This is a genomic window from Paraclostridium sp., assembly GCF_051657365.1.
Classification (GTDB): domain Bacteria; phylum Bacillota; class Clostridia; order Peptostreptococcales; family Peptostreptococcaceae; genus Paraclostridium.
This window is the reverse complement of sequence record NZ_JBOFKN010000154.1, coordinates 1-20,852: the sequence shown is the minus strand read 5'-3', so window position 1 is coordinate 20,852 and position 20,852 is coordinate 1. Positions and strand designations below refer to the sequence as shown.

General features: G+C 28.0%; 19 protein-coding genes and 1 pseudogene. All 20 read left to right on the top strand.

Going from position 1 to position 20,852, the window contains the following annotated elements; genetic code table 11:
• Positions 1–14 precede the first annotated feature (14 nt).
• Positions 15–950 (top strand): DUF5692 family protein, encoded by a 936-nt coding sequence (locus ACRCYC_RS11245; RefSeq protein ID WP_438619232.1) that lies wholly within the window; start codon positions 15–17, stop codon positions 948–950.
• Positions 951–959: 9 nt separating this feature from the next.
• Positions 960–1,301, top strand: coding sequence for a hydrogenase maturation nickel metallochaperone HypA/HybF (locus tag ACRCYC_RS11240; protein ID WP_438619231.1), 342 nt, complete (start codon positions 960–962; stop codon positions 1,299–1,301).
• Positions 1,302–1,453: 152 nt separating this feature from the next.
• Positions 1,454–3,154 carry a hydroxylamine reductase gene (gene hcp / locus ACRCYC_RS11235; RefSeq protein ID WP_438619230.1) on the top strand — a complete coding sequence of 567 codons (1,701 nt, stop codon included), beginning with the start codon at positions 1,454–1,456 and terminating at the stop codon, positions 3,152–3,154.
• Positions 3,155–3,437: 283 nt separating this feature from the next.
• Positions 3,438–6,158: a calcium-translocating P-type ATPase, PMCA-type gene (locus ACRCYC_RS11230; RefSeq protein ID WP_438619229.1), complete on the top strand. Its 2,721-nt coding sequence runs from the start codon at positions 3,438–3,440 to the stop codon at positions 6,156–6,158.
• A gap of 424 nt (positions 6,159–6,582) precedes the next feature.
• Complete coding sequence (locus ACRCYC_RS11225; protein WP_438619228.1) at positions 6,583–7,980, top strand: dihydrolipoyl dehydrogenase family protein; 1,398 nt, start codon at positions 6,583–6,585, stop codon at positions 7,978–7,980.
• A 21-nt stretch (positions 7,981–8,001) separates the two neighbouring features.
• A complete protein-coding gene (locus ACRCYC_RS11220) occupies positions 8,002–9,177 on the top strand; it encodes a redoxin family protein (protein WP_438619227.1) in 1,176 nt (391 codons plus the stop codon).
• Positions 9,178–9,341: 164 nt separating this feature from the next.
• Entirely contained in the window at positions 9,342–10,145 is an 804-nt protein-coding gene (locus ACRCYC_RS11215; RefSeq protein WP_438619226.1) for a hypothetical protein, read from the top strand.
• 10 nt (positions 10,146–10,155) lie between these two features.
• Positions 10,156–11,286 (top strand): ATP-binding protein, encoded by a 1,131-nt coding sequence (locus tag ACRCYC_RS11210; protein WP_438619225.1) that lies wholly within the window; start codon positions 10,156–10,158, stop codon positions 11,284–11,286.
• 3 nt (positions 11,287–11,289) lie between these two features.
• A complete protein-coding gene (locus ACRCYC_RS11205) occupies positions 11,290–12,699 on the top strand; it encodes a vWA domain-containing protein (protein WP_438619224.1) in 1,410 nt (469 codons plus the stop codon).
• A gap of 264 nt (positions 12,700–12,963) precedes the next feature.
• Complete coding sequence (locus tag ACRCYC_RS11200) at positions 12,964–13,494, top strand: RNA polymerase sigma factor (protein WP_438619223.1); 531 nt, start codon at positions 12,964–12,966, stop codon at positions 13,492–13,494.
• Positions 13,481–13,810, top strand: coding sequence for a hypothetical protein (locus ACRCYC_RS11195; RefSeq protein WP_438619222.1), 330 nt, complete (start codon positions 13,481–13,483; stop codon positions 13,808–13,810). Before ACRCYC_RS11200 ends, ACRCYC_RS11195 begins: the two co-directional genes overlap by 14 nt.
• Complete coding sequence (locus tag ACRCYC_RS11190) at positions 13,807–14,514, top strand: hypothetical protein (RefSeq protein ID WP_438619221.1); 708 nt, start codon at positions 13,807–13,809, stop codon at positions 14,512–14,514. Before ACRCYC_RS11195 ends, ACRCYC_RS11190 begins: the two co-directional genes overlap by 4 nt.
• A gap of 338 nt (positions 14,515–14,852) precedes the next feature.
• Positions 14,853–15,128, top strand: coding sequence for a CD3324 family protein (locus ACRCYC_RS11185; protein WP_438619220.1), 276 nt, complete (start codon positions 14,853–14,855; stop codon positions 15,126–15,128).
• A gap of 159 nt (positions 15,129–15,287) precedes the next feature.
• A complete protein-coding gene (locus ACRCYC_RS11180) occupies positions 15,288–16,835 on the top strand; it encodes an ABC-F family ATP-binding cassette domain-containing protein (protein ID WP_438619219.1) in 1,548 nt (515 codons plus the stop codon).
• 34 nt (positions 16,836–16,869) lie between these two features.
• The gene (locus tag ACRCYC_RS11175; protein ID WP_438619218.1) at positions 16,870–17,832 is read left to right on the top strand and encodes a helix-turn-helix transcriptional regulator; all 963 of its coding nucleotides are present in this window, start codon (positions 16,870–16,872) and stop codon (positions 17,830–17,832) included.
• A gap of 78 nt (positions 17,833–17,910) precedes the next feature.
• Complete coding sequence (locus ACRCYC_RS11170; protein ID WP_438619217.1) at positions 17,911–18,540, top strand: type 1 glutamine amidotransferase family protein; 630 nt, start codon at positions 17,911–17,913, stop codon at positions 18,538–18,540.
• A 125-nt stretch (positions 18,541–18,665) separates the two neighbouring features.
• On the top strand, positions 18,666–19,076 hold the full coding sequence (locus ACRCYC_RS11165; RefSeq protein ID WP_438619216.1) for a peptide deformylase: 411 nt from the start codon (positions 18,666–18,668) through the stop codon (positions 19,074–19,076).
• 210 nt (positions 19,077–19,286) lie between these two features.
• Entirely contained in the window at positions 19,287–19,715 is a 429-nt protein-coding gene (locus ACRCYC_RS11160) for an N-acetyltransferase (protein WP_438619215.1), read from the top strand.
• An 84-nt stretch (positions 19,716–19,799) separates the two neighbouring features.
• The gene (locus tag ACRCYC_RS11155) at positions 19,800–20,510 is read left to right on the top strand and encodes a LytR/AlgR family response regulator transcription factor (protein ID WP_438619214.1); all 711 of its coding nucleotides are present in this window, start codon (positions 19,800–19,802) and stop codon (positions 20,508–20,510) included.
• A pseudogene (locus ACRCYC_RS11150) lies at positions 20,504–20,852 on the top strand (histidine kinase); the annotation flags it as partial. The gene ACRCYC_RS11155 and the pseudogene ACRCYC_RS11150, both read left to right, overlap by 7 nt.

The window sequence follows — 20,852 nt, the reverse complement described above, 5'->3', positions numbered from 1 at the left end:
ATATGAGGTGTATTATGGGAATTTTATATGAAAAAATGACTTTTGGAGGATGGGCAATATTCCTATTTGTACTATTAGCATTGATGGCATTTAATGAACTTGGGAGATCAACAAAATGGGCAGGTATACTATTGTTTTTAATAGTACCTACAGTTTTAACTATTTATGTTTGGCCAACTACAGCAGCAGCAGGCAATGAATATGGAACTGGAACTTGGTTTAACTGGGTAAAAACATATTCAGCACTTGCGGGGTGTATTTGGTTTATGGCGCTTAGATATATTCCAGCATTACAAAAGAAAAAATGGGCATTGGCTCTTCCAGCAATTATTTTAGGTGTTAATATATTTGAAGCATCAATTAGAGATTTTCAAATATTTACTTATGGATTAACTAACGGAGGAATTGTAGATAATCTTTGGACTATATCTGGACCTTGGAATATTATGAATGGTATAGCAGGGATATTAAATATAATTACTATTTGTGGTTGGTGTGGAATATTTATATCAAAAGATAAAACAAAAGATATGATATGGCCAGATATGATATGGGCATGGATTATAGCTTATGATTTATGGAACTTTGCTTATACTTATAACTGTATATCAGATCACTCTATTTATTGTGGAGCTGCTTTATTGCTTTCATGTACTATACCAACTTTCTTTATAAAAAAAGGCGCTTGGTTACAACATCGTGCTCAAACATTAGCTCTTTGGATTATGTTTGTTATGACTGTACCACAATTTGCTGATAGAATAGCACCAGTTGCTACAACACATAACAAGACTGCTTTCTTTGTAGTAAGTTTAATATCTTTAATTGCAAATGCAGTTTTAGCAATTTACCAATTTAATAAAATAAAAAAGAATAGACTTAATCCAATAAAAGATGAAATTTACACAGATACTAATGCTTATAGAAATGTGGTTTTAGAAAATAAGTAGGTGAAGATAATGCACGAACTAGGAGTAGTTATAGAAGTTGTAAAAACTGTAGAAAAGGTAGCCTTAGAAAATAATTTAACAAAAGTAGATAGTGTGGTATTACAGATAGGTGAGTTATCTTCTATGATACCTAAATATATAGAAAGTTGTTTTCCAGTAGCAGTAGATAATACAAGTTTACAAGATACAAAGCTTAAGATAGAAATTATACCGGCAAATTGTATATGCAAAAATTGTAATAAAGTATTCAATGTAAAAAAAAATAAAGGGCAATGTATTTATTGTAGTAGTAAAAATTGGGATTTACTCAGTGGAAAAGAGTTTGTAATTAAGGAAATAGTAGCTTATTAAAAAATGTAGTTATTAAGTATAAAAAGCTTAATAACTACATTTTTTATTTGCTCGATTTATTATTATATATGTACTTTGATAGGATGAAATTTAAATATAATTTTGAATTTGTATTTTTGAAAAAATTGATAATATCGATATATTTAATGATTATGGATAAAATAATAATAATAAATAAAAAGGAGTGTATGAATATGGATTATCCAATGTTTTGCTATCAATGTGAACAAACGGCAGGTGGAAAAGGATGTACTAAGGTAGGTGTTTGTGGCAAGACTCCAGAAATAGCAGCTCTTCAAGATTTGATAATATATCAAGTAAAGGGAATTAGTTGTTATGTAAAAGAGTTAATTGAAAAAGGTGAAAATATAGATAAAGAAATAGTTAGTTTTGTAGAAAATTCTTTATTTACAACTCTTACAAATGTTAACTTTGATGGTGATGTTCATGAAAAAATGTTGAAACAGTCTCAAATCATAAAACAATCACTAAGAAGCAAGGTACCAAACTGCAAAAACTGTTGCGAGCAAGCTACATATAATTTAAGTGATATTAGAAATCAAATGCTAGAAGATGCTAAACGTGCAGGAATAATGTATGATGAAAATTTAAATGCTGATGTGCGTTCATTAAGACAAACTATAATATATGGATTAAAAGGAATTGCTGCATATGGTCATCAAGCTAGAGAACTTGGATATTATAATGATCAAGTTGATGAGTTTTACTTTAGAGCATTAGCTGCTACTTGTGATGATAAGTTAACTGTTGAAGATTTAATAACATGGGCTATAAAAACAGGTGATATGAGTGTAGCTATAATGCAAAAACTAGACGAAGCAAATACTACTATATATAAAAATCCAGCCCCTAAAAAAGTAAATATTAATATAAAAAAAGGTCCATTTATAATAGTTTCAGGACATGATTTAAAAGACTTAGAGATGATTTTAAAGCAGACAAAAGGAAAAGGAATAAATGTTTATACTCATGGTGAAATGATTCCTTGTCATGGATACCCAGAACTTAATAAATATACTCATTTAGTAGGTAACTTTGGAGGTGCTTGGCAAGATCAACAAAAAGAATTTGATAATATACCAGGCTGTATTCTTATGACTACAAACTGTCTTATGAAGCCTAGAGATTCCTACAAAGATAGGATATTTACAACAAGTGTAGTGGGATGGGATGGAGTAAAATATATAGGCAAAAATGAAAATGGAGAAAAAGATTTTACAGATATAATAAACAAAGCTTTAGAACTGGGTGGATTCAAAGAAGACCAAGAGCCTAAAGAAATATTAGTTGGATTCGGACATAATGCAACATTAAGCAATGCACCCGCGATAATTGATGCAGTAAAATCTAAAAAATTAAGACACTTTTTCTTAATAGGTGGCTGTGATGGAGCAAGGTCAGGAAGAAATTATTATACTGAATTTGCTACTCAAGTACCAAAAGACTGTATAATACTTACATTAGCTTGTGGTAAGTATAGATTTAATAAATTAGAATTTGGTGAAGTTGCAGGGCTTCCTAGACTTTTAGATGTAGGGCAATGTAATGATGCCTATTCAGCAGTAAGAATAGCATTAGCATTAGCAGATGCATTTGATACAGATGTAAATAGTTTACCACTATCTATAATTTTATCTTGGTATGAACAAAAAGCTGTAGCTGATTTATTAGCACTTTTATCATTAGGAATAAAAGGGATATATCTTGGGCCAACATTACCTGCATTTTTAAGTCCTAATTTACTTCAATATTTAGTTGATACATTTAATATAAAAGCTATAAGTACTCCAGAAAAAGATTTAGCATCATGTTTAGAAATTCCAACAAAGTAAATTTAAAAATATATTATTATCTTAATAATTTATAATAAAAAATACTCCTTTATTCCAAGGAGTATTTTTTATTATAAAATTTTATTTTTCGTAACACCTATATTTAATAAAAGCTAAAATAAAAAAGTGATTCCTTAACCTGAATTGGAAGTTAGAATATCAAATGATATTGACACCCCAATAAAAAAGCTATTTTAAAATACAAATAAATCCGGAATATATACAAGCATAAAAACATATACATATATAAGTTTTAAAGCAAATTAACGAAGGGGATGAACGTATGGGATATTACAATAAAACTACTAAAGAAACCTTAAAATATCTAAAAGTAAATCCTGAAATTGGATTGAGAACTAGTGATGTAGAAGAAAGAAGGCAAAAACATGGATACAATGAATTCGAAATTAAAGAAGGCAAATCATTAATAGAATCAATAAGTGACAGTGTTATGGAGCCAATGATATTAATTTTATTAGGTGCGGCAGTAATAAGTGCATTTGTAGGGGAAGTTCATGATGCATTTGGAATTTTAGGAGCAGTAATTCTAGGACTATCCATAGGAGCAGCAACAGAAAGTAAATCTAAAAAAGCAGCCCAAGCATTATCAAAATTAACCGAGAATATAGAAGTTAAGGTACTAAGAAATGGTAAAATACATCAAATATCAAAAAGAGACTTAGTGCCTGGCGATATTGTTTATATAGAAAGTGGAAATATGATACCTTCAGATGGTAGACTTATTCAGTCTATTAACTTAAAGATAAGAGAGGACATGCTTACAGGAGAATCTGCTGATGTTTTAAAAAACGCAGATAAGATAATAGAAAAAGAACATATATTAGCAGAACAAGTTAACATGGTATTTGGAGGAACTCTTGTAGCTTATGGAAGAGGAATTATGGTTGTAACTACTATCGGTGATAAAACAGAAATGGGTCAAATAGCACAAAACATAGGTGATGATGATATTCAAACGCCTCTTCAATTAAAGCTTGGGAAATTAGGAGCCAGGATAGCTATCGTTTCAGGTATTATAGCATTTTTACTTTGTGTGAACATGATTATAAAAATGAATTTAACTGGAGAAATAAGATTAGATACTTCAGGAATAATACCATTTTTAAAATCACTAGAACCAGCAAAAGATGCATATATGGTTTGTATAGCGTTAATTGTAGCAACTGTGCCAGAAGGTTTGCCAACGATGGTAAATATAACATTGGCTATAACTATGCAAAAGATGGCAAAGATAAATGCTTTAGTAACCCAAAAAGAAGCTTGTGAAACTATAGGGTGTGTATCGGTAATTTGTTCTGATAAAACAGGTACATTAACTCAAAATAAAATGATGGTAGAAGTTGCATATATAGATGGAAGGTATATTGAGAGTAGTGAATATCATAGTAATAGTTACTTTGAAGAAAATTGTATAGTTAACTCAACTGCTGATATTGAAAAAGAGGACAAAGATTATAAATACATAGGAAGTGCAACTGAATGTGCATTGCTTTTATATCATAGAAATAAAGATTATAACATATTAAGGAAAGAAATAAATTTAGTATCACAAGTTCCTTTTAACTCGGATAAAAAAAGAATGTCATCTTTGATAAATACAGAAGATAGAGGGGTATTTTTAAGTAAAGGAGCTCCGGAAGTTTTACTAGAAAAATGTGCATACATGCAAAAAGACAAAAGTATAGTAGTTCTTACACCTCAAATGAAAAAAAATATACTTAGTGAGATTAAAAAACTTCAAGTTAAGTCTATGAGAACTTTGGGATTTGCTTATAAGAGTATAGATAAATCAGTTATGCAAGTTGCTGCAACTCATGATGATAATAGAACTTTGAGCTTTGACTTAGATACTTATGAAAGATGTAAGGATTTAATTTTTGGAGGTTTTGTTGGAATAGTGGATCCTTTAAGAGAAGGTGTAAAAGAATCTATTCAAATCGCTTATGATGCAGGTGTAAAAGTTAAGATGCTAACGGGAGACAATATAAATACAGCGAAGGCTATTGGAAAAGAAATAGGGCTTTTAGATGATGGGCAAAAAGTAGTAGAAGCAAATTATATAGATATATTGTCAGATGAAGAGTTAAGAAAAGAGATAAATGATATTTCTATTGTAGCAAGATCTAAACCTGATACAAAAATGAGAATAGTACAAGCACTTCAGGCAAACTCTGAAGTAGTAGCAGTTACGGGCGATGGTATAAATGATGCACCAGCTTTAAGTAAAGCAGATGTAGGAATTTCCATGGGAATATCAGGTACTGAAGTTTCAAAAAATGCCTCAGATATAATACTTACAGATGATAGTTTTAGTACTATAGTTGATGGTATAAAGTGGGGAAGAGGTATTTATGAGAATTTCCAACGATTTATACAGTTCCAGCTTACTGTAAATATTGTAGCTTTTATGATAGCTGTAATATCTCAACTTACAGGTAGAGAAATGCCATTTACTACAATACAGTTATTATGGGTTAATATAATAATGGATGGACCACCAGCCCTAGCTTTGGGATTAGAGCCTGTTAGAGATTATGTTCTTAAGAGAAAACCTATAAAAAGAAAAGCTGGTATTATAGCAAGGAGTATGTTGGTAAATATAATTATAAATGCGGTGCTTATTATATCAATAGTAAATCTTCAGTCATTTTTCAATGTGTTAAATGCTTCGCCAGAAGAACAAGGAACTGTTGTATTTTCAGTGTTTGCGTTTAGTGCATTGTTTAATGCTTTGAGTTGTAGAGAGTTTGGACTTAATAGTGTGATACCAAATTTCTTTAAGAATAAATTAGCTTTGTATGTAATTTTTATAACTGGCATAGTGCAAATTGTGTTTACTCAAGTTTTTAAGAGCTTTTTTAATTCAGTAGCTTTGAGTGGATTTATGTGGGGGAAGATAATTATTCTTTCATCAATGGTTCTTGTTTTAAATGAAGTGATTAAGTTTATTTTTAGAATAATTAAAAAACCAGCAAGGAAATGATAAGTTAAGTAATTAGAATCTTTCTGAACTAAAGCCTAATGAGTGCGGCTTTAACATTTTGTCAGATTGCTATATAATCTAAAACTATTTTATGGGAAAAGATACTGAATTTGAAGGCATAGGCTATCAAACTTAGTATCTTTTTTTGTAAAAAAAACAATTGATAAGTATGAAGATATATTGAAATGAAATATTAATTAAGATTGTGATTTGATTTTAAAATTATATCCTAGTAGAGAAAAAGATGATGATCATAAACTTAAAACATAATATTTTAAAAAGCGCAAAATTAGGCGCTTTTTTTATTACGATAAAATACAAAAATAAAAAATAGAAGGGTTACAAAAAAGTACCTAATTTCAATTATTTAAAGAAGCTTATATATTATAAGAAATAGATAAAAAAATAGGAGAGTGAATTTAATATGATAAATAAATTTGATGCTATAATAATAGGGTTTGGAAAAGGTGGAAAAACATTAGCTATAGATTTAGCTAAGAGAGGTCAAAAGGTAGCTTTAATAGAAAAATCTGAAAAGATGTATGGAGGAACATGCATAAATCAAGCATGTATACCTACTAAGGTTTTAGAAAATCAATCAAGTTTAATAAGAAGAGAAAACCTAGATAGTTTTAATAAAAAAGAAATAAAGTATCAAGAATCAATAGATAAAAAAGAAGATCTAATAAGAAAATTGAGAAATGCAAATTACAATAAATTAAATAGCAATAAGAATATAAATATATTTACAGGGAAAGGTTCATTTATAAATGAAAAAACTGTCAAAATAGAAACTATACATGGAGAAACTATTACTATAGAAGGAGAACAGATATTTATAAATACAGGTTCAAAACCAAACATACCTAATATAGTCGGTGTAGAAAAGTCAAATATAGTTTATAACAATGAAACTTTAATGCAGCTTAAAAAATTACCTAAAAAATTAACTATAATAGGGGCGGGATATATAGGTCTTGAATTTGCAGGGATATATGCTTCTTTTGGTACCGAGGTAACTGTAGTTAATTCTCATAGCACTATACTTGAAAGAGAAGATATAGAAGATTCTGATGAAGTAGTGAATATACTAAAAAAGAGAAATATAAACTTTTTAAATGATGTAAAATTAGTTGAAATAAAAGAAGAAAATAATTTAGCTAAGTTAGTATATACAAAAAATGGGGAAGATAAACAATTAGAATTAAACAGTGATATAATTTTAGTAGCTACAGGTAGAAAAGCAAATACTGAGGATTTAGACTTAGAAAATGCCAATGTTGAATTAGATAAGAGAGGCTTTATAAAAGTAAATGAAATTTTAGAAACTTCCACTAAAAATATATGGGCATTAGGAGACATAAACGGAGGGCCTCAATTTACTTATATATCATTAGATGATTATCGTATAGTAATAAATCAATTATTTGGTGATAAGTCAAGAAAAACAACTGATAGAACAAATGTTCCTGGTGCGTTATTTTTAGACCCTGCATTTTCTAGAGTAGGATTAAATGTTAAAGAGGCCAAAGAAAAAGGATATAATATTTTAGTTGCCAAAATGAAAACTCAAGATATCCCAAGAGCTAAACAAATAGGTAAAACTGATGGATTTATAAAAATAGTTATAGACAAAGATAGTGAGAAAATTTTAGGAGCAACTATGATATGTGAAGAATCTAGTGAGTTAATACATTTAATACAACTAGCAATAGATATGAAAGTTAAATATACTTATTTAAGAGATAGAATATATGCTCATCCAACTATGACAGAAGCTCTTAATGATGTATTATCACCAAGTATGATAAAAGAAATTTAATCAAATAATGAGGGGGATTAAATGGAAAAATTAAATTTAGCAGTAGTATTTATAGAAGGTTTATTATCGTTTTTATCACCTTGTATATTACCAATACTGCCAATATATTTAAGCATGCTATCAAATAGTAGCATAGAAAATTTAAAAAGTGGTAGTTTTGCCAAAAGCTCTTTATTTAGAAATACATTGTTTTTCACTTTAGGTATTTCAATGACATTTTTTATATTAGGGTCATCGGTAAGGGTTTTAAGTTCATTTTTTAATACTAATAAAGATTTAATAATGATAATAGGTGGGATTATTATAATATTTATGGGACTATTCTATATGGATATTATAAAATCTAGTTTCTTAAATAAAGAAAAAAGATTTCAATTAAAATCAAAGGAAATGAATCCAATAACATCATTTTTATTAGGGTTTGCATTTAGTTTTGGATGGACTCCGTGTATAGGGCCTATACTTGCATCTGTACTTATTATGTCTTCAAGTACAAACAATGTATCAGTTTCTTATTTATTAATAGGAGTATACACTATCGGGTTTATTTTGCCATTTATATTGGTTTCTCTGTTCTATAACAAACTTGTTAAGAGTATAGATAAAGTTAAAAATAATATGAATAAAATTAAAAAGCTTGGAGGCATTATCCTTATAATTTCAGGACTAGTTATGTTGTCTAATGGAGTTATAAATAAGGTAGAATACTCTAAGGCACAAAATAACGAGAGATTAGAAAGTAATCAAAATTCAAATAACAAAGAAGAAAAAATAAAAGCCTTAGATTTTAATTTATATGATCAGTACGGAAAAGAGCACAAGTTAAGTGATTATAAAGGTAAAACTATATTTTTAAATCTATGGGCTACATGGTGTCCTCCATGTAGAGATGAAATGCCTTATATAGAAGAGTTATACAAGGATTACAATGAAAATAATGAGGATGTAGTAATTCTTGGGTTAGCCTCACCTAATGTAGGACAAGAGGGAGATGCTAATCATGTAAAAGACTTCTTAAAAGAAGAAGGTTATACTTTCCCCGTTTTACTTGATGAAGGAGGAAGTTTAATTTATCAGTACGGAATTAGTTCTTTCCCATCAACTTTTATAATAGACAAGGATGGATACATAACTCAATATGTCCCAGGTGGAATGAATAAAGATAATATGAAATACCTTATAGAGAGCGCTAAATAAAACATTAAAAGGAGCACATTGTGCTCCTTTTAATGTTTTTATATTATAATTTTGGGAATTTTTTATATATTGGTATAATTATTTTGTTTAAACTATCCAAAAAAGTATATTAATATAATAAGGAAATTATATATAAAAAGTAACAACAAAAGGAAAGGACGACTATGGAAGAATCAAAAATTATAAAAATGATAACAATTAACCCTAATATTATAGCAACTATAGATAACCCAACAGATGAAATGAAGTTACTAGCTATTAAAAAAAATGGACTTGCATTAGAATATATAAACAATCCAACTAAAGAAATGCAAGAATTAGCAATAGATAATAATATTAGAGCTATTAAATTTATAAATGAACCAAGTGAAGAAATGATGATAAAAGCTGTAAATGTTGGATGGAGTATTTTAGATTATATTAAAAATCCAACAGAAAATGTACTTAAACTAGCAATAAGCCAATCAGGATGGGCTATCCAATATGCTAAAAACCCAAGTGAAAAATTACAACTACTAGCGGTAAGAAAAGATTACGATGCAATAAAGTATATAAAAGAGCCTTATGAAAGTGTAGCCGAAGAAGCTGTAAAAACAAATTATAGTGCACTAAGATATATAAAATCGCCTAATTTTAAAACTGAGATTATAGCTATAAAAAACAACGAAGCAGCTATGAGTTTCATACATGACTTGGATAAAAATAAAATGCTAGAATTTTTAAAAGTAAATATTTTAGTAATCAAATATATTGTAAATAAAATAACTAAAGAGGAACTAGAAGAAGTTCTAAAAGAAGTTTTATCAAAAGAAGATGTTGAAGAAAAATATGTTAGAGATTTTCTAAATTGTAGTATCATAGATAGAAACAGCGAAAATATGCAAATAGACAAGATGATGTTCATTTATAAATACGGAAGTATAAAATCAAAGAAAATAGCAGTAGATGAAAAACTAAAGATGATATAGGAGAGAGAAAATGAATTTTATAGAGACATTAAAAAGTATTGACTTAGTATTAAAAACAGAAGAAGTACCTTTAGTAGTTGGAGAAAGTGGAATCGGAAAAACTGCTTTAGCAAAAAAGCTAGCTCATGAAAAAAATTGGAGTTTAATTGTTATTGATGGAAATTTACTTAAAGAAGGTGAAATAGGTGGATTACCAACAATAGAATCATACACAGTAAACAATGATAACGGGCAACAAGTAGAAAAGAAAACAACAGTATATGCAGCTCATAACAAGTTAAGAGAAATTGATGAAGAAATATCTAAAGGAAAAACAGTTCTTTTATTTATAGATGAAATAAACCGTTGTGAACATACAGTACAACAAGAACTTATGAATTTAATATTAAATAGAGAAATAAATGGATATAAGTTACATGGAGATGTAAAAATACTAGCTGCAATGAATCCATCAAGCAAGTATGGTTCAGATTTTGATTATCAAGTTGTAGATATGGATGCAGCTCAAGAAAATAGATTTGTTTGGTTAAATATGGAACCTGATCATAATCAGTGGCTAAAATGGGCAATAGGAGAAAATATTGAACAAAAGGTTATAGAGTTTATCTCAACTTTCCCAGAATATTTACACAAGACGAATGAAGAAGATGTATCAGCAACTCCAAGAAGTTATGAAAGAGTTTCTAAGAGTTACAAAGTATACAAAGAGCAACAAGAATCAATACCTAGAGCTGTATTTTTAAATGTTATAAAAGGAAATGTAGGGAAAGTTATTGCAGAGGAATTTATAAGTTTTGTAGAAGCAGATTGTGAGCCATTAATATCTTACCAAGATATTTTTAGTGGAGATGTTTTAAGTTCAGCAGTTATAGAAAAAGTGAAATCTGAAAGTCATACAAGATTATATTTATCAGCAATGAATATCTTAAGAGATTTAGAATTAAACATTAAAAATGATGACTATGATTCAAACTTCTATATAGATAGATTTGTAGAATTTTTAAAAGCTTATCCTATAGATTTAATGGTAGGAATTATGAAAGAAATTAAAAATAGTTATGCAGATGTATACAAAAAAGCTATAGAAAATGAAGAATTTATAGAAGCTTACTTTGAATCTTATAGTTCAATAAGGGGATAGTATATGGAAACTTATTTTGACAAACAAAAAAGAGAGCTTTCAGGCAAAGCGGAAACAGTTATAAATACTTACGCTATGCTAAAAGCAAATCACAAAGGCGAAAAATTTGAAATAGATATACCACAAGACTTTAAAACTGAGTTTTTTAGTTTAGTAGATAAAGTTAACTTAAGTCTTATGGAAGAAAAAGATAATTTCTATGGATACTTTTTATTTCAAATGTCTAAACAAATAAGATTTGATATAAGCAGTCCTACTGCTGTGAATTTCAAAGATGCTAAGTATGTTATATATTTTAATCCAATAATTTTTCTAGATCTTAATCTTAAACAAATGGAAACTACTATTAAACATGAAATTCTTCATATTCTATCAATGCACTTGATAAGAGGAAAAGAATTAAAAGGAAAATATAGTACACTAGCTATTAATATGGCAATGGATATAGTAGTAAACAAATATTTAAATAACTTACCACCATATGCAGTTACTTTAGAAAATGTAAATGTGAAATATAATCTAAAACTGGATCCCTATGAGACATTTGAATACTATGTAGAAAAACTTCAAACTGAATTAGATTTACAAGAAGTAGACGAAGATGGAGAAGAAGATGATAGCAATCAATCTGATGATGTCCAAACTGAGTATAATCCAGAAAAAACTCATGACATATGGAAAGATTCTAGTGAAGTAGATGAAAAAACACTTAAAGAATTCACAGAAAAAGCTATTGGTACTTCTCAAAAAGGTACAACACCTGAATACTTAAATAGTATTATACTATCACTTAAAAATAGTAAAGGGGAATTACCTTGGAACTTATATCTTAAAAAGTTAATGGGAACAGTCGAAAGTAATAAAAAGAAGACTATAACCAGAAGAAATAGAAGACAACCAAATAGATTAGACTTAAGAGGCGAACTTAGAGGTCATAAAGCCGAAATAGCTGTTGCACTAGATATAAGTGGAAGTATTAGCAATGAAGAGTTTAAACAAGCTATTAAGGAAGTACTTAATATAGTGAAAAATTACAATCATGAAATTACTGTTATAGAATGTGATAACGAGATTCGACGAGTATACAAAGTTAAATCTGTAAAGGATGTAAAAGAAAGACTTAAAAGAAGAGGTGGAACTAAATTTAACCCAGTATTTGAATATGCTAACAATAAAAATATTAACTTATTGGTGTACTTTACTGACGGAAAAGGTGAAGATAAGCTACAAGTTAGACCTAGAGGGTATAAAATTTTATGGGTCATCTCTGGCAGAGGGGACAAACTTTCATTAAGAGATCATTATGGAGCAGTTAAAAAACTAAGCAAAGTTAAGATAAAAGAGGATACACTAGATATCAGTGATGACAGAGATGATGGGTATTCAATGAATAACCAAGCTCCAACTTTATAACAAAAAACATTTTAGTAAAATCGGGAGGTGTCTAAAAGTAGGCATCTCCTTTTATTTTACTAAAATGTTTTGGAGAAGGAATTGAACTAATTAAATTCCTAGTAGAGACGAAAATCAAAAATTACTAAAGTTAACAAATAAAAACTAATTAGTTAAAATAATTTAACGGTAAAATAGATATAAGATTAGAAAAAACTTTAATTATAATAAAAAATGAACCGAACTTAAAGTTACGACAATAATAAGTATAGGGGGTGGATATTATTGGAGTTAGATGAAATAGAAAACATTATAAATGAATACGGAAGTGTAATATATAGATTTTGCATAAAGCTTACGGCTAACAAAGAAGATGGCGAAGATTTATACCAACAAACATTTTTAAAAGCAGTAGAATTAAAATCCAGGCTTGATAAAAATAAAAACCCAAGAAGCTTTTTAATATCAGTAGCAATAAAAGTATGGAAAAACTCTGTAAGAAAAAATGATAGGCGAAATCATATAGCACCTAGATTGAATATTGATAAGGAGCAATCTTTAGATATAAAGGATTCAAAAATAAGCATAGAAGATGAAGTTATAAACAAAGAGATTGAAGGTGAGTTAAATTTAGTTATTAGAAAACTAGATGATAAATTTAAAATTCCTATTATTATGTACTACACAGTTGAAATGACTATAGATGAAATAGCCATAGCTTTAAAGATTCCAAAAGGAACAGTTAAAAGTCGACTACACAAAGGGAGAGCTATTATAAAAAAAGAACTGGAGGATATGGGATATGAAAGATTATAAAAATATAGATGATTTACTAAAAAAGTCACTCTCATCACAAGAACTGCCATATAAAGGTTTAGATGTAGAGTTGAAAATTAAAATAGAGAATCAATTAAGTGAAAGTGAAGGTATATCTATTTGGTGGTTGCCTATGATGATATCTACTGCAATGGGAAGTGTAGGATATGTGCTTATAAGAGCATTTATATCACCAGGGTGGATTCGAAGCATGCTAGTCGTATTTTGCATTGCTTCAGTGATTTTCAACCTAATAATGACTACTATGGGAATAAAATATTTTGAACTTAAAAAAGGAGCGAGAATAAATATATGAATGAATTTATTTGGATGGGATTAGCTATTACACTTATTTTAGTATCAGCTATATTTTTATATACATGGACATACAGGGATGCAAAGAATAAAGGATTAAATGCAAAACTATGGACATTAATAGTAATATTTGGACCTAATGGTATAGGCCTTTTAATATATCTATTAGTAGCTAGAAAACAAAATTTTGTAAAGTGTATTAATTGCAACAATATTATTTCACGTGACTCTAAATACTGTAGCAAGTGTGGTAACTTAATGACTGAAGTAAAAGAGATAGAAAAAAAACCTACAAAGCATTTGATTATAGGATTCATTACAAGCTTTATAGTAGCTATATTATGTTTTGGAGGACTTATATTTGCTAGTGAGACACTAGAGTTTAAAAGTGGTACATCATTATTTTTAACAGAGTTTAATACAAAAAATAAGTGGAGTATATCTTACTATAAATCGACATCAGAGTTTTCTAAGACTATAGAAAAAGAAAATAATACACCATCTACTTTATATGTTGAAGCTGAAAGTGAAGTAGGAAATTTAGGCTTAAAAATAATGCAAGGGAATAAAGAAGAAATTATAGATATAAAAGATACTAAGGGTGTAAATAAAATAGATTTAAGTAAATTTGAAAATGGGGAAATCAAATTACTATTAATAAATAAACAATGTGAGAATGTTAGCTTTGAAGCTCATTGGGAATAAATATATATTATAGGACAATGTAGTATACCAAGATATAAAGATTAAGTATTATATGGTTAAATTCAATACAGAATTATTTATGACCTTTGAATACTGCAAATATAGATGATATAATTTATGTGATATGTTCTATGCATAATATAAATTATTAAGATAAAGGGGGTGTTATTTATGCAAAATAAACCAGTGTTAGTTATTGTACCTGGCTCCATGCAAAGACTGTAATACACATACAGAACTAAACTTTGTTTGGAGCCAAAATTAAAATTTGGTTAAGTTGTTTTGTGCAGTCTTTGCTTCGTTATTTACGAACTAAAAAGTAGATAGGAGCGAGAATTATGAAATATGAAAAAGCACAAAATATATTACCTGAAGATGTTATTGAATTAATTCAAGAATATATAGATGGTGGATATTTATATATACCTAGAAAGTCTAGTAATAAAAAATCTTGGGGAGAAAGTAGTGGAACTAAGCACGACTTAAAGAAAAGAAATATAGAGATTTTTAACAAATATAAAGAAGGTATATCTGTTAAAGAACTTACTAAGTACTACTACCTTACTGAAAATAGCATTAGAAGAATTATTAGACAAGAAAAACAAATAGTATAATAAAGTGCCTCAAGTAATTATGAAAATTATTTGAGGCACTTTCTATATACTAGGGGAAAAAATCCATATCATTACAGAAATATTTACAAACTTGGTTATTACATATTAAAATGTTATGATTTTAATATGAACAATTAAAGCAAGAAAAGAGGAATGAAAATGAGTATTTTAACTGTTGAAAATATAACCCATGGGTTTGGAGATAGATGCATATTTAAAGATATATCATTTAGGTTATTAAAAGGAGAACATATAGGACTTGTAGGAGCAAATGGTGAAGGTAAATCAACCTTTATGAATATAATCACTGATAAAATAATACCGGATAGTGGAAATATACATTGGAGTAGCAAAATAAGTGTTGGGTATCTAGATCAACACACTAACCTTAAAGAAGGAAAATCTATAAGAGATACTTTAAAAGAAGCTTTTTGGAAGTTATTTTACATGGAAAATGAACTTAATAATATATATGATCAAATGGAGTTAATGAATGTAGAAGAAATTACAAAAGCTATTGAAAAAACTACTGAATTACAAGATATACTAATTAATAATGAATTTTATAGTATAGATTCAAAAATAGAATCAGTAGCACTTGGATTAGGGATTAGAGACATTGGCTTAGACAAAGATGTTTCAAAATTAAGTGGAGGGCAAAGAACTAAAGTATTATTAGCAAAATTACTTTTAGAAAAGCCAGATGTATTGTTATTAGATGAACCTACTAATTATTTAGATGAACAACATATAGAATGGTTGAAAAAATATTTACAAGCTTATGAAAATGCATTTATATTAATATCTCATGATTTAGATTTTTTAAATAGTGTTGTAAGCATAGTATGTCATCTTGAAAATAAAACACTAACAAGATATATAGGTGATTATGAAAATTTTATAAAGGTATATGAAGCTAACAAACTTCAATTAAAAGCAGATTACAATAGGCAACAAGCACAAATTTCTAAGCTAGAAGAATATATTGCAAAAAATAAATCAAGAGCATCAACCAGTGGCATGGCAAAATCTAGACAGAAAAAACTAGACAAAATTGACAGAATAGAAATAGTAAAGCATAAACCAAAGCCAAAGTTTAAATTTATAGAATCCAATGAATCAGGAAGAGTTATATTTGAGACAAAGGATTTAATTATAGGATATGATAAGCCATTAAGCAAACCTATAAATATAAGAATGGAAAGAGGACAAAAAATAGCTATAATTGGTTCAAATGGAATAGGAAAAACAACCTTATTAAAGAGTTTAATAGGGATTAATAAGCCTATAAGCGGAGATATAAAACTTGGAGAACATCAAGCGATAGAATACTTTGAACAAGAAATAAAAATAGAAAATGACAATACTGCGTTAGAAGAAATATGGAACGAATTTTATAAGTTAAATAGATATGAAATTAGAAGTATGCTAGCAAGATGTGGACTAACCAATGAGCATATAGATAGCAAAATAAGTATACTAAGTGGAGGAGAACAATCAAAAATTAGACTATGCAAGATTTTAAATAAGCCTAGTAACATATTGATTTTAGATGAACCAACAAATCACTTAGATATAGATGCAAAAAACGAACTAAAAAAAGCATTAAAAGAATATAGGGGAAGTTTGATTTTAGTATGTCATGAGCGTGATTTCTATAAAGATATTGTAAGTGATGTAATAAACTGTGAAAATTTTAAAATATAAAAATGGTATAATTATAAGCAAGAGGTGAGACCTGATGGCTAAAATTGATAATATGATGTCTATTCTATGGATGTTAAATTCAGATGAAAAAGTTACAGCAAAACAAATATCTGAAAAACTAGAAATAAATATAAGAACTGTTTATCGTTATGTAGATGCTCTTTCTGCTAGTGGGGTACCTATTATTGCAGACACAGGTCATAATGGTGGGTATACTTTATTGAACAATTTTGTAGAAGCACCTCTTTTTTTTGATATTGAGGAGCAAACAGCACTATTTCATGCAGCTATGATTGCAAAAGAATCTGGATATTTTTCAGGTGAAAAACTAGATACGGCAACATCAAAGTTGAAAATGTATTCAAATCAAGAACAAGAAAAAATTATAGAACAACATTTAGTAAGTCTTGAAGTGATAAGCCCAATTGGGAAACCATCTATGGACTTATTACTGAAAAAATTGGAGCAGAAAATAGTAAATGAATTATCTGTAGAAATTGAATATCGAACAAGTAGTGAAGAAAAATCAAAACGTAGATGCATTGACCCCTATGGAATTGTTTACTGGAAGAGTAATTGGTATGTTATTGGATTTTGTCATTTAAGAAATGACATTCGTAGTTTCAGAGTGGACCGGATTATTACTATTATGGAAATAGAAAATACTTTTAATCGTCCAGAAACATTTTCTGCTGGTCAATTCTTTATGAAAAGTCTACTGGGCGAAACAGAAGATAATCAAGGACTTATCCCATTAGTTATATCTGGAAAGATAAGTGCTTTGGATAATTTATCTCAACATTGGTTTTTTGGACATCATTTTAAAGAAAGAGATCAAAACAAAGTAATATTTCTACTTCAAGAAGAAGTTATTCATACTTATGTACCTAATTTACTCTTACCTTATGGAAAATCTATTCAAATAATTGAACCATTAAGCTTGAAACAAAAAATGATTGAAACTCTATTGGAATTAGTTAAGCATTATCAAGTTTGATAACTTCACTGACAGAATATGTCAGTGAAGTTATTTTATAATAAAAGATATCAATTAACTATAAAAGGAGTGTATATTATGAAAAATAAAAAAGTTTATCTTTATGTATTTAATACTATGTCAGACTGGGAAGTAGCCTATTTGACTGCCGAGCTAAATACGGGAAGGTTTTTCAAAAAAGGATTAGATCCTTTAAAGGTAATTACTGTAGGGGTTAATAAAAATCCTATAACTACAATGGGAGGGTTGAAAATTTTACCTGAAATTTCTATGGATGAATGTAACATTGAAAGTGAAGATACTTTAATTTTACCAGGGGGAGAATCTTGGACATCATCAATTCATGAACCTGTACTAGAAAAAGCAAAAGAAGCTTTGATAAAAGGAAGTATAGTTGCAGCTATTTGCGGGGCAACACTAGGACTTGCGAAGAAGGGGTTACTAGATTCACGAAATCATACAAGTAATAACTTAGAATATCTAAAAATGATAATACCTAATTATTCTGGAGAAAAATATTATAAAATGGAAGCTGCAGTAAATGATAAAAATTTAGTTACGGCTTCAGGGACGGCTCCGTTAGAATTTACGATTCAGGTGTTGAAAGCATTGGATGTTTTTAAACCAGAAGTTCTGAATTCATGGTTAAAGCTATACACAACTCATGAATCAAAATATTTCTTTGAGTTAATGAATTGTAATAAATAACTATCGCTAATGATTTTTCTGATTTATATACTTTTACTAATATAATGTATTAGAGTATAATTTTAGAGTATAGAATATAAATTGATATTAATTCAGTCAAAGTAATTAGAAAGGTTGGAAGAAAAATGATAAAAACAGTTGTAAAGGATATATTGTTTTTAGAACAAAAATCAGAGCCTGCCACAAAAGCAGATGTAGAAGTTATTAATGATTTAATAGATACATTAAGAGTAAATTTAGATCATTGTGTAGGAATGGCAGCTAATATGATAGGAGTAAAAAAACGTATACTAGTATTTAGTGCAGGTAACATTATAGTTCCTATGGTAAATCCAGTTATATTAAAAAAAGAGAACCCTTATGAAGCTAAAGAAAGCTGTTTATCTTTAACAGGTGTTAGAGAAACAACAAGATATGAAACTATAGAGGTGGAATACCTAGATATAAATTTCAAGAAGCATAAACAAGTATTTACAGGGTTTACTGCACAGATTATCCAGCATGAAGTAGACCATTTTGAAGGTATAATAATATAATAGTAACCTCCAATATTAAAAAATACGAATGGACTGTCTAAAAATATAGACAGTCCATTTTTTATGTTCGAGCAATTATATTTATATAGTTATTCAGTAATTATAGATAAGTTAAAATCTATTATAATTATTTTATGATAAGTAAAAATGTTTTTTATAATGTATAATTAGAGATACGTATAACATTTTTAAAATAAGAGGGGTGAATTTATGATACGCAAACTAGAAGATAAAGATATCGACACAGTTATGAGCATATGGAAATATAGCACAATTAAAGCTCATAATTTTATAGATAAAAAATACTGGGAAAATAGTTATGATATAGTTAAAAATGTATATATACCAGCATCTGAAACTTTTATATATGAGGAAAGTAAAGAAATAAAGGGATTTATAAGTATATTAAATAAAGAATTTATAGGGGCTTTATTTATTGATGTTAATACTCAAGGTAGAGGAATAGGAAGCAAACTAATAGACTATGCAATTAAAAATTATAAAAAACTTAATTTAGCTGTATATAAAGATAATAAAAAATCAGTTGAATTTTACTTAAATAAAGGTTTTGACATAATTATAGAACAGGTAAACGAGGATTCTGGATTCAAAGAATACATAATGGAGATTAAAATATAGATAGTGGGTATGATTTCAATGATATGTATCCACTATTGAAAATTACAAAAGTCATATTTAGAAAGAGCATATAAGGGGGAACTTATGATTAGGATAGCAATTTGTGAAGATGAAGAAGAAACACAATGTTTAATAGAATCTTATCTTCACAACATATTAAAAAATATAAATATAGAATATGAAATACAAAAATACAACTTAGGAGAAGAGTTACTAGAAGGTAACTTAAAAAATATAGATATATTACTTCTCGATATACAAATGGGTCAAATAAATGGGATGGATACTGCAAGGAAAATTAGAGAAGTAGATAATAAAATGGAGATAATATTTATAACATCTTTAATAGATTACATACAAGAAGGCTATGAGGTAAGAGCTTATAGATATTTATTAAAACCTATACAGCAAGAAGAATTAGAAAAACATGTACTAACTTGCATTAAAGAAATTGAAAATAAAAACAGTTATATATTAATAAAAAATAAGTCTAATACATATAAGATTTGTTCAGATGAAATAAAGTATATCGAAGTTCAAAAAAAGGATATGTTAATACATACAATAAATAAAAGTTTTGATGTGAGGTATAGTCTAGAAAAAATAGAAAAAGACTTAAAACTAGATAAATTTGTAAGATGCCATAAAAGCTTTTTAGTTAATTTAAGTTATGTAGAAAATGTAAAGTCAAATACTGCAATTTTAGAAAGTGGAGAAGAAGTACCTGTTAGTAGATATAGATATAAAGATGTTAAGGAGAAGTTTTTAAAATTTCTTGGTGATTCAATATGCTAAATTTTATGCCTAAGTTATTATTAGTTTTATCAATCATTACCCCTTTAATTATATTAAAAGGAATATTAACTTATAAAAAAGAAGGTAGGGAAAATCACAAAATTGTATTTTATATTTTATTGTTAGCAATCTATATTTTAGCTCGATTATTTAATATAGATAACCGTTATAATTATTTTAATAATGTAAACTATTTGTTTGATTTTATAGTATTTCTTGTAATGGGAGTATACTATAATTATTTTTATAAGATCGGATATATTAAATATACAATTCTCTTTTATTTATTTAATGTATATTACGGCTTATTCGAAAATATTATAAATAGAATTTTATTTATTG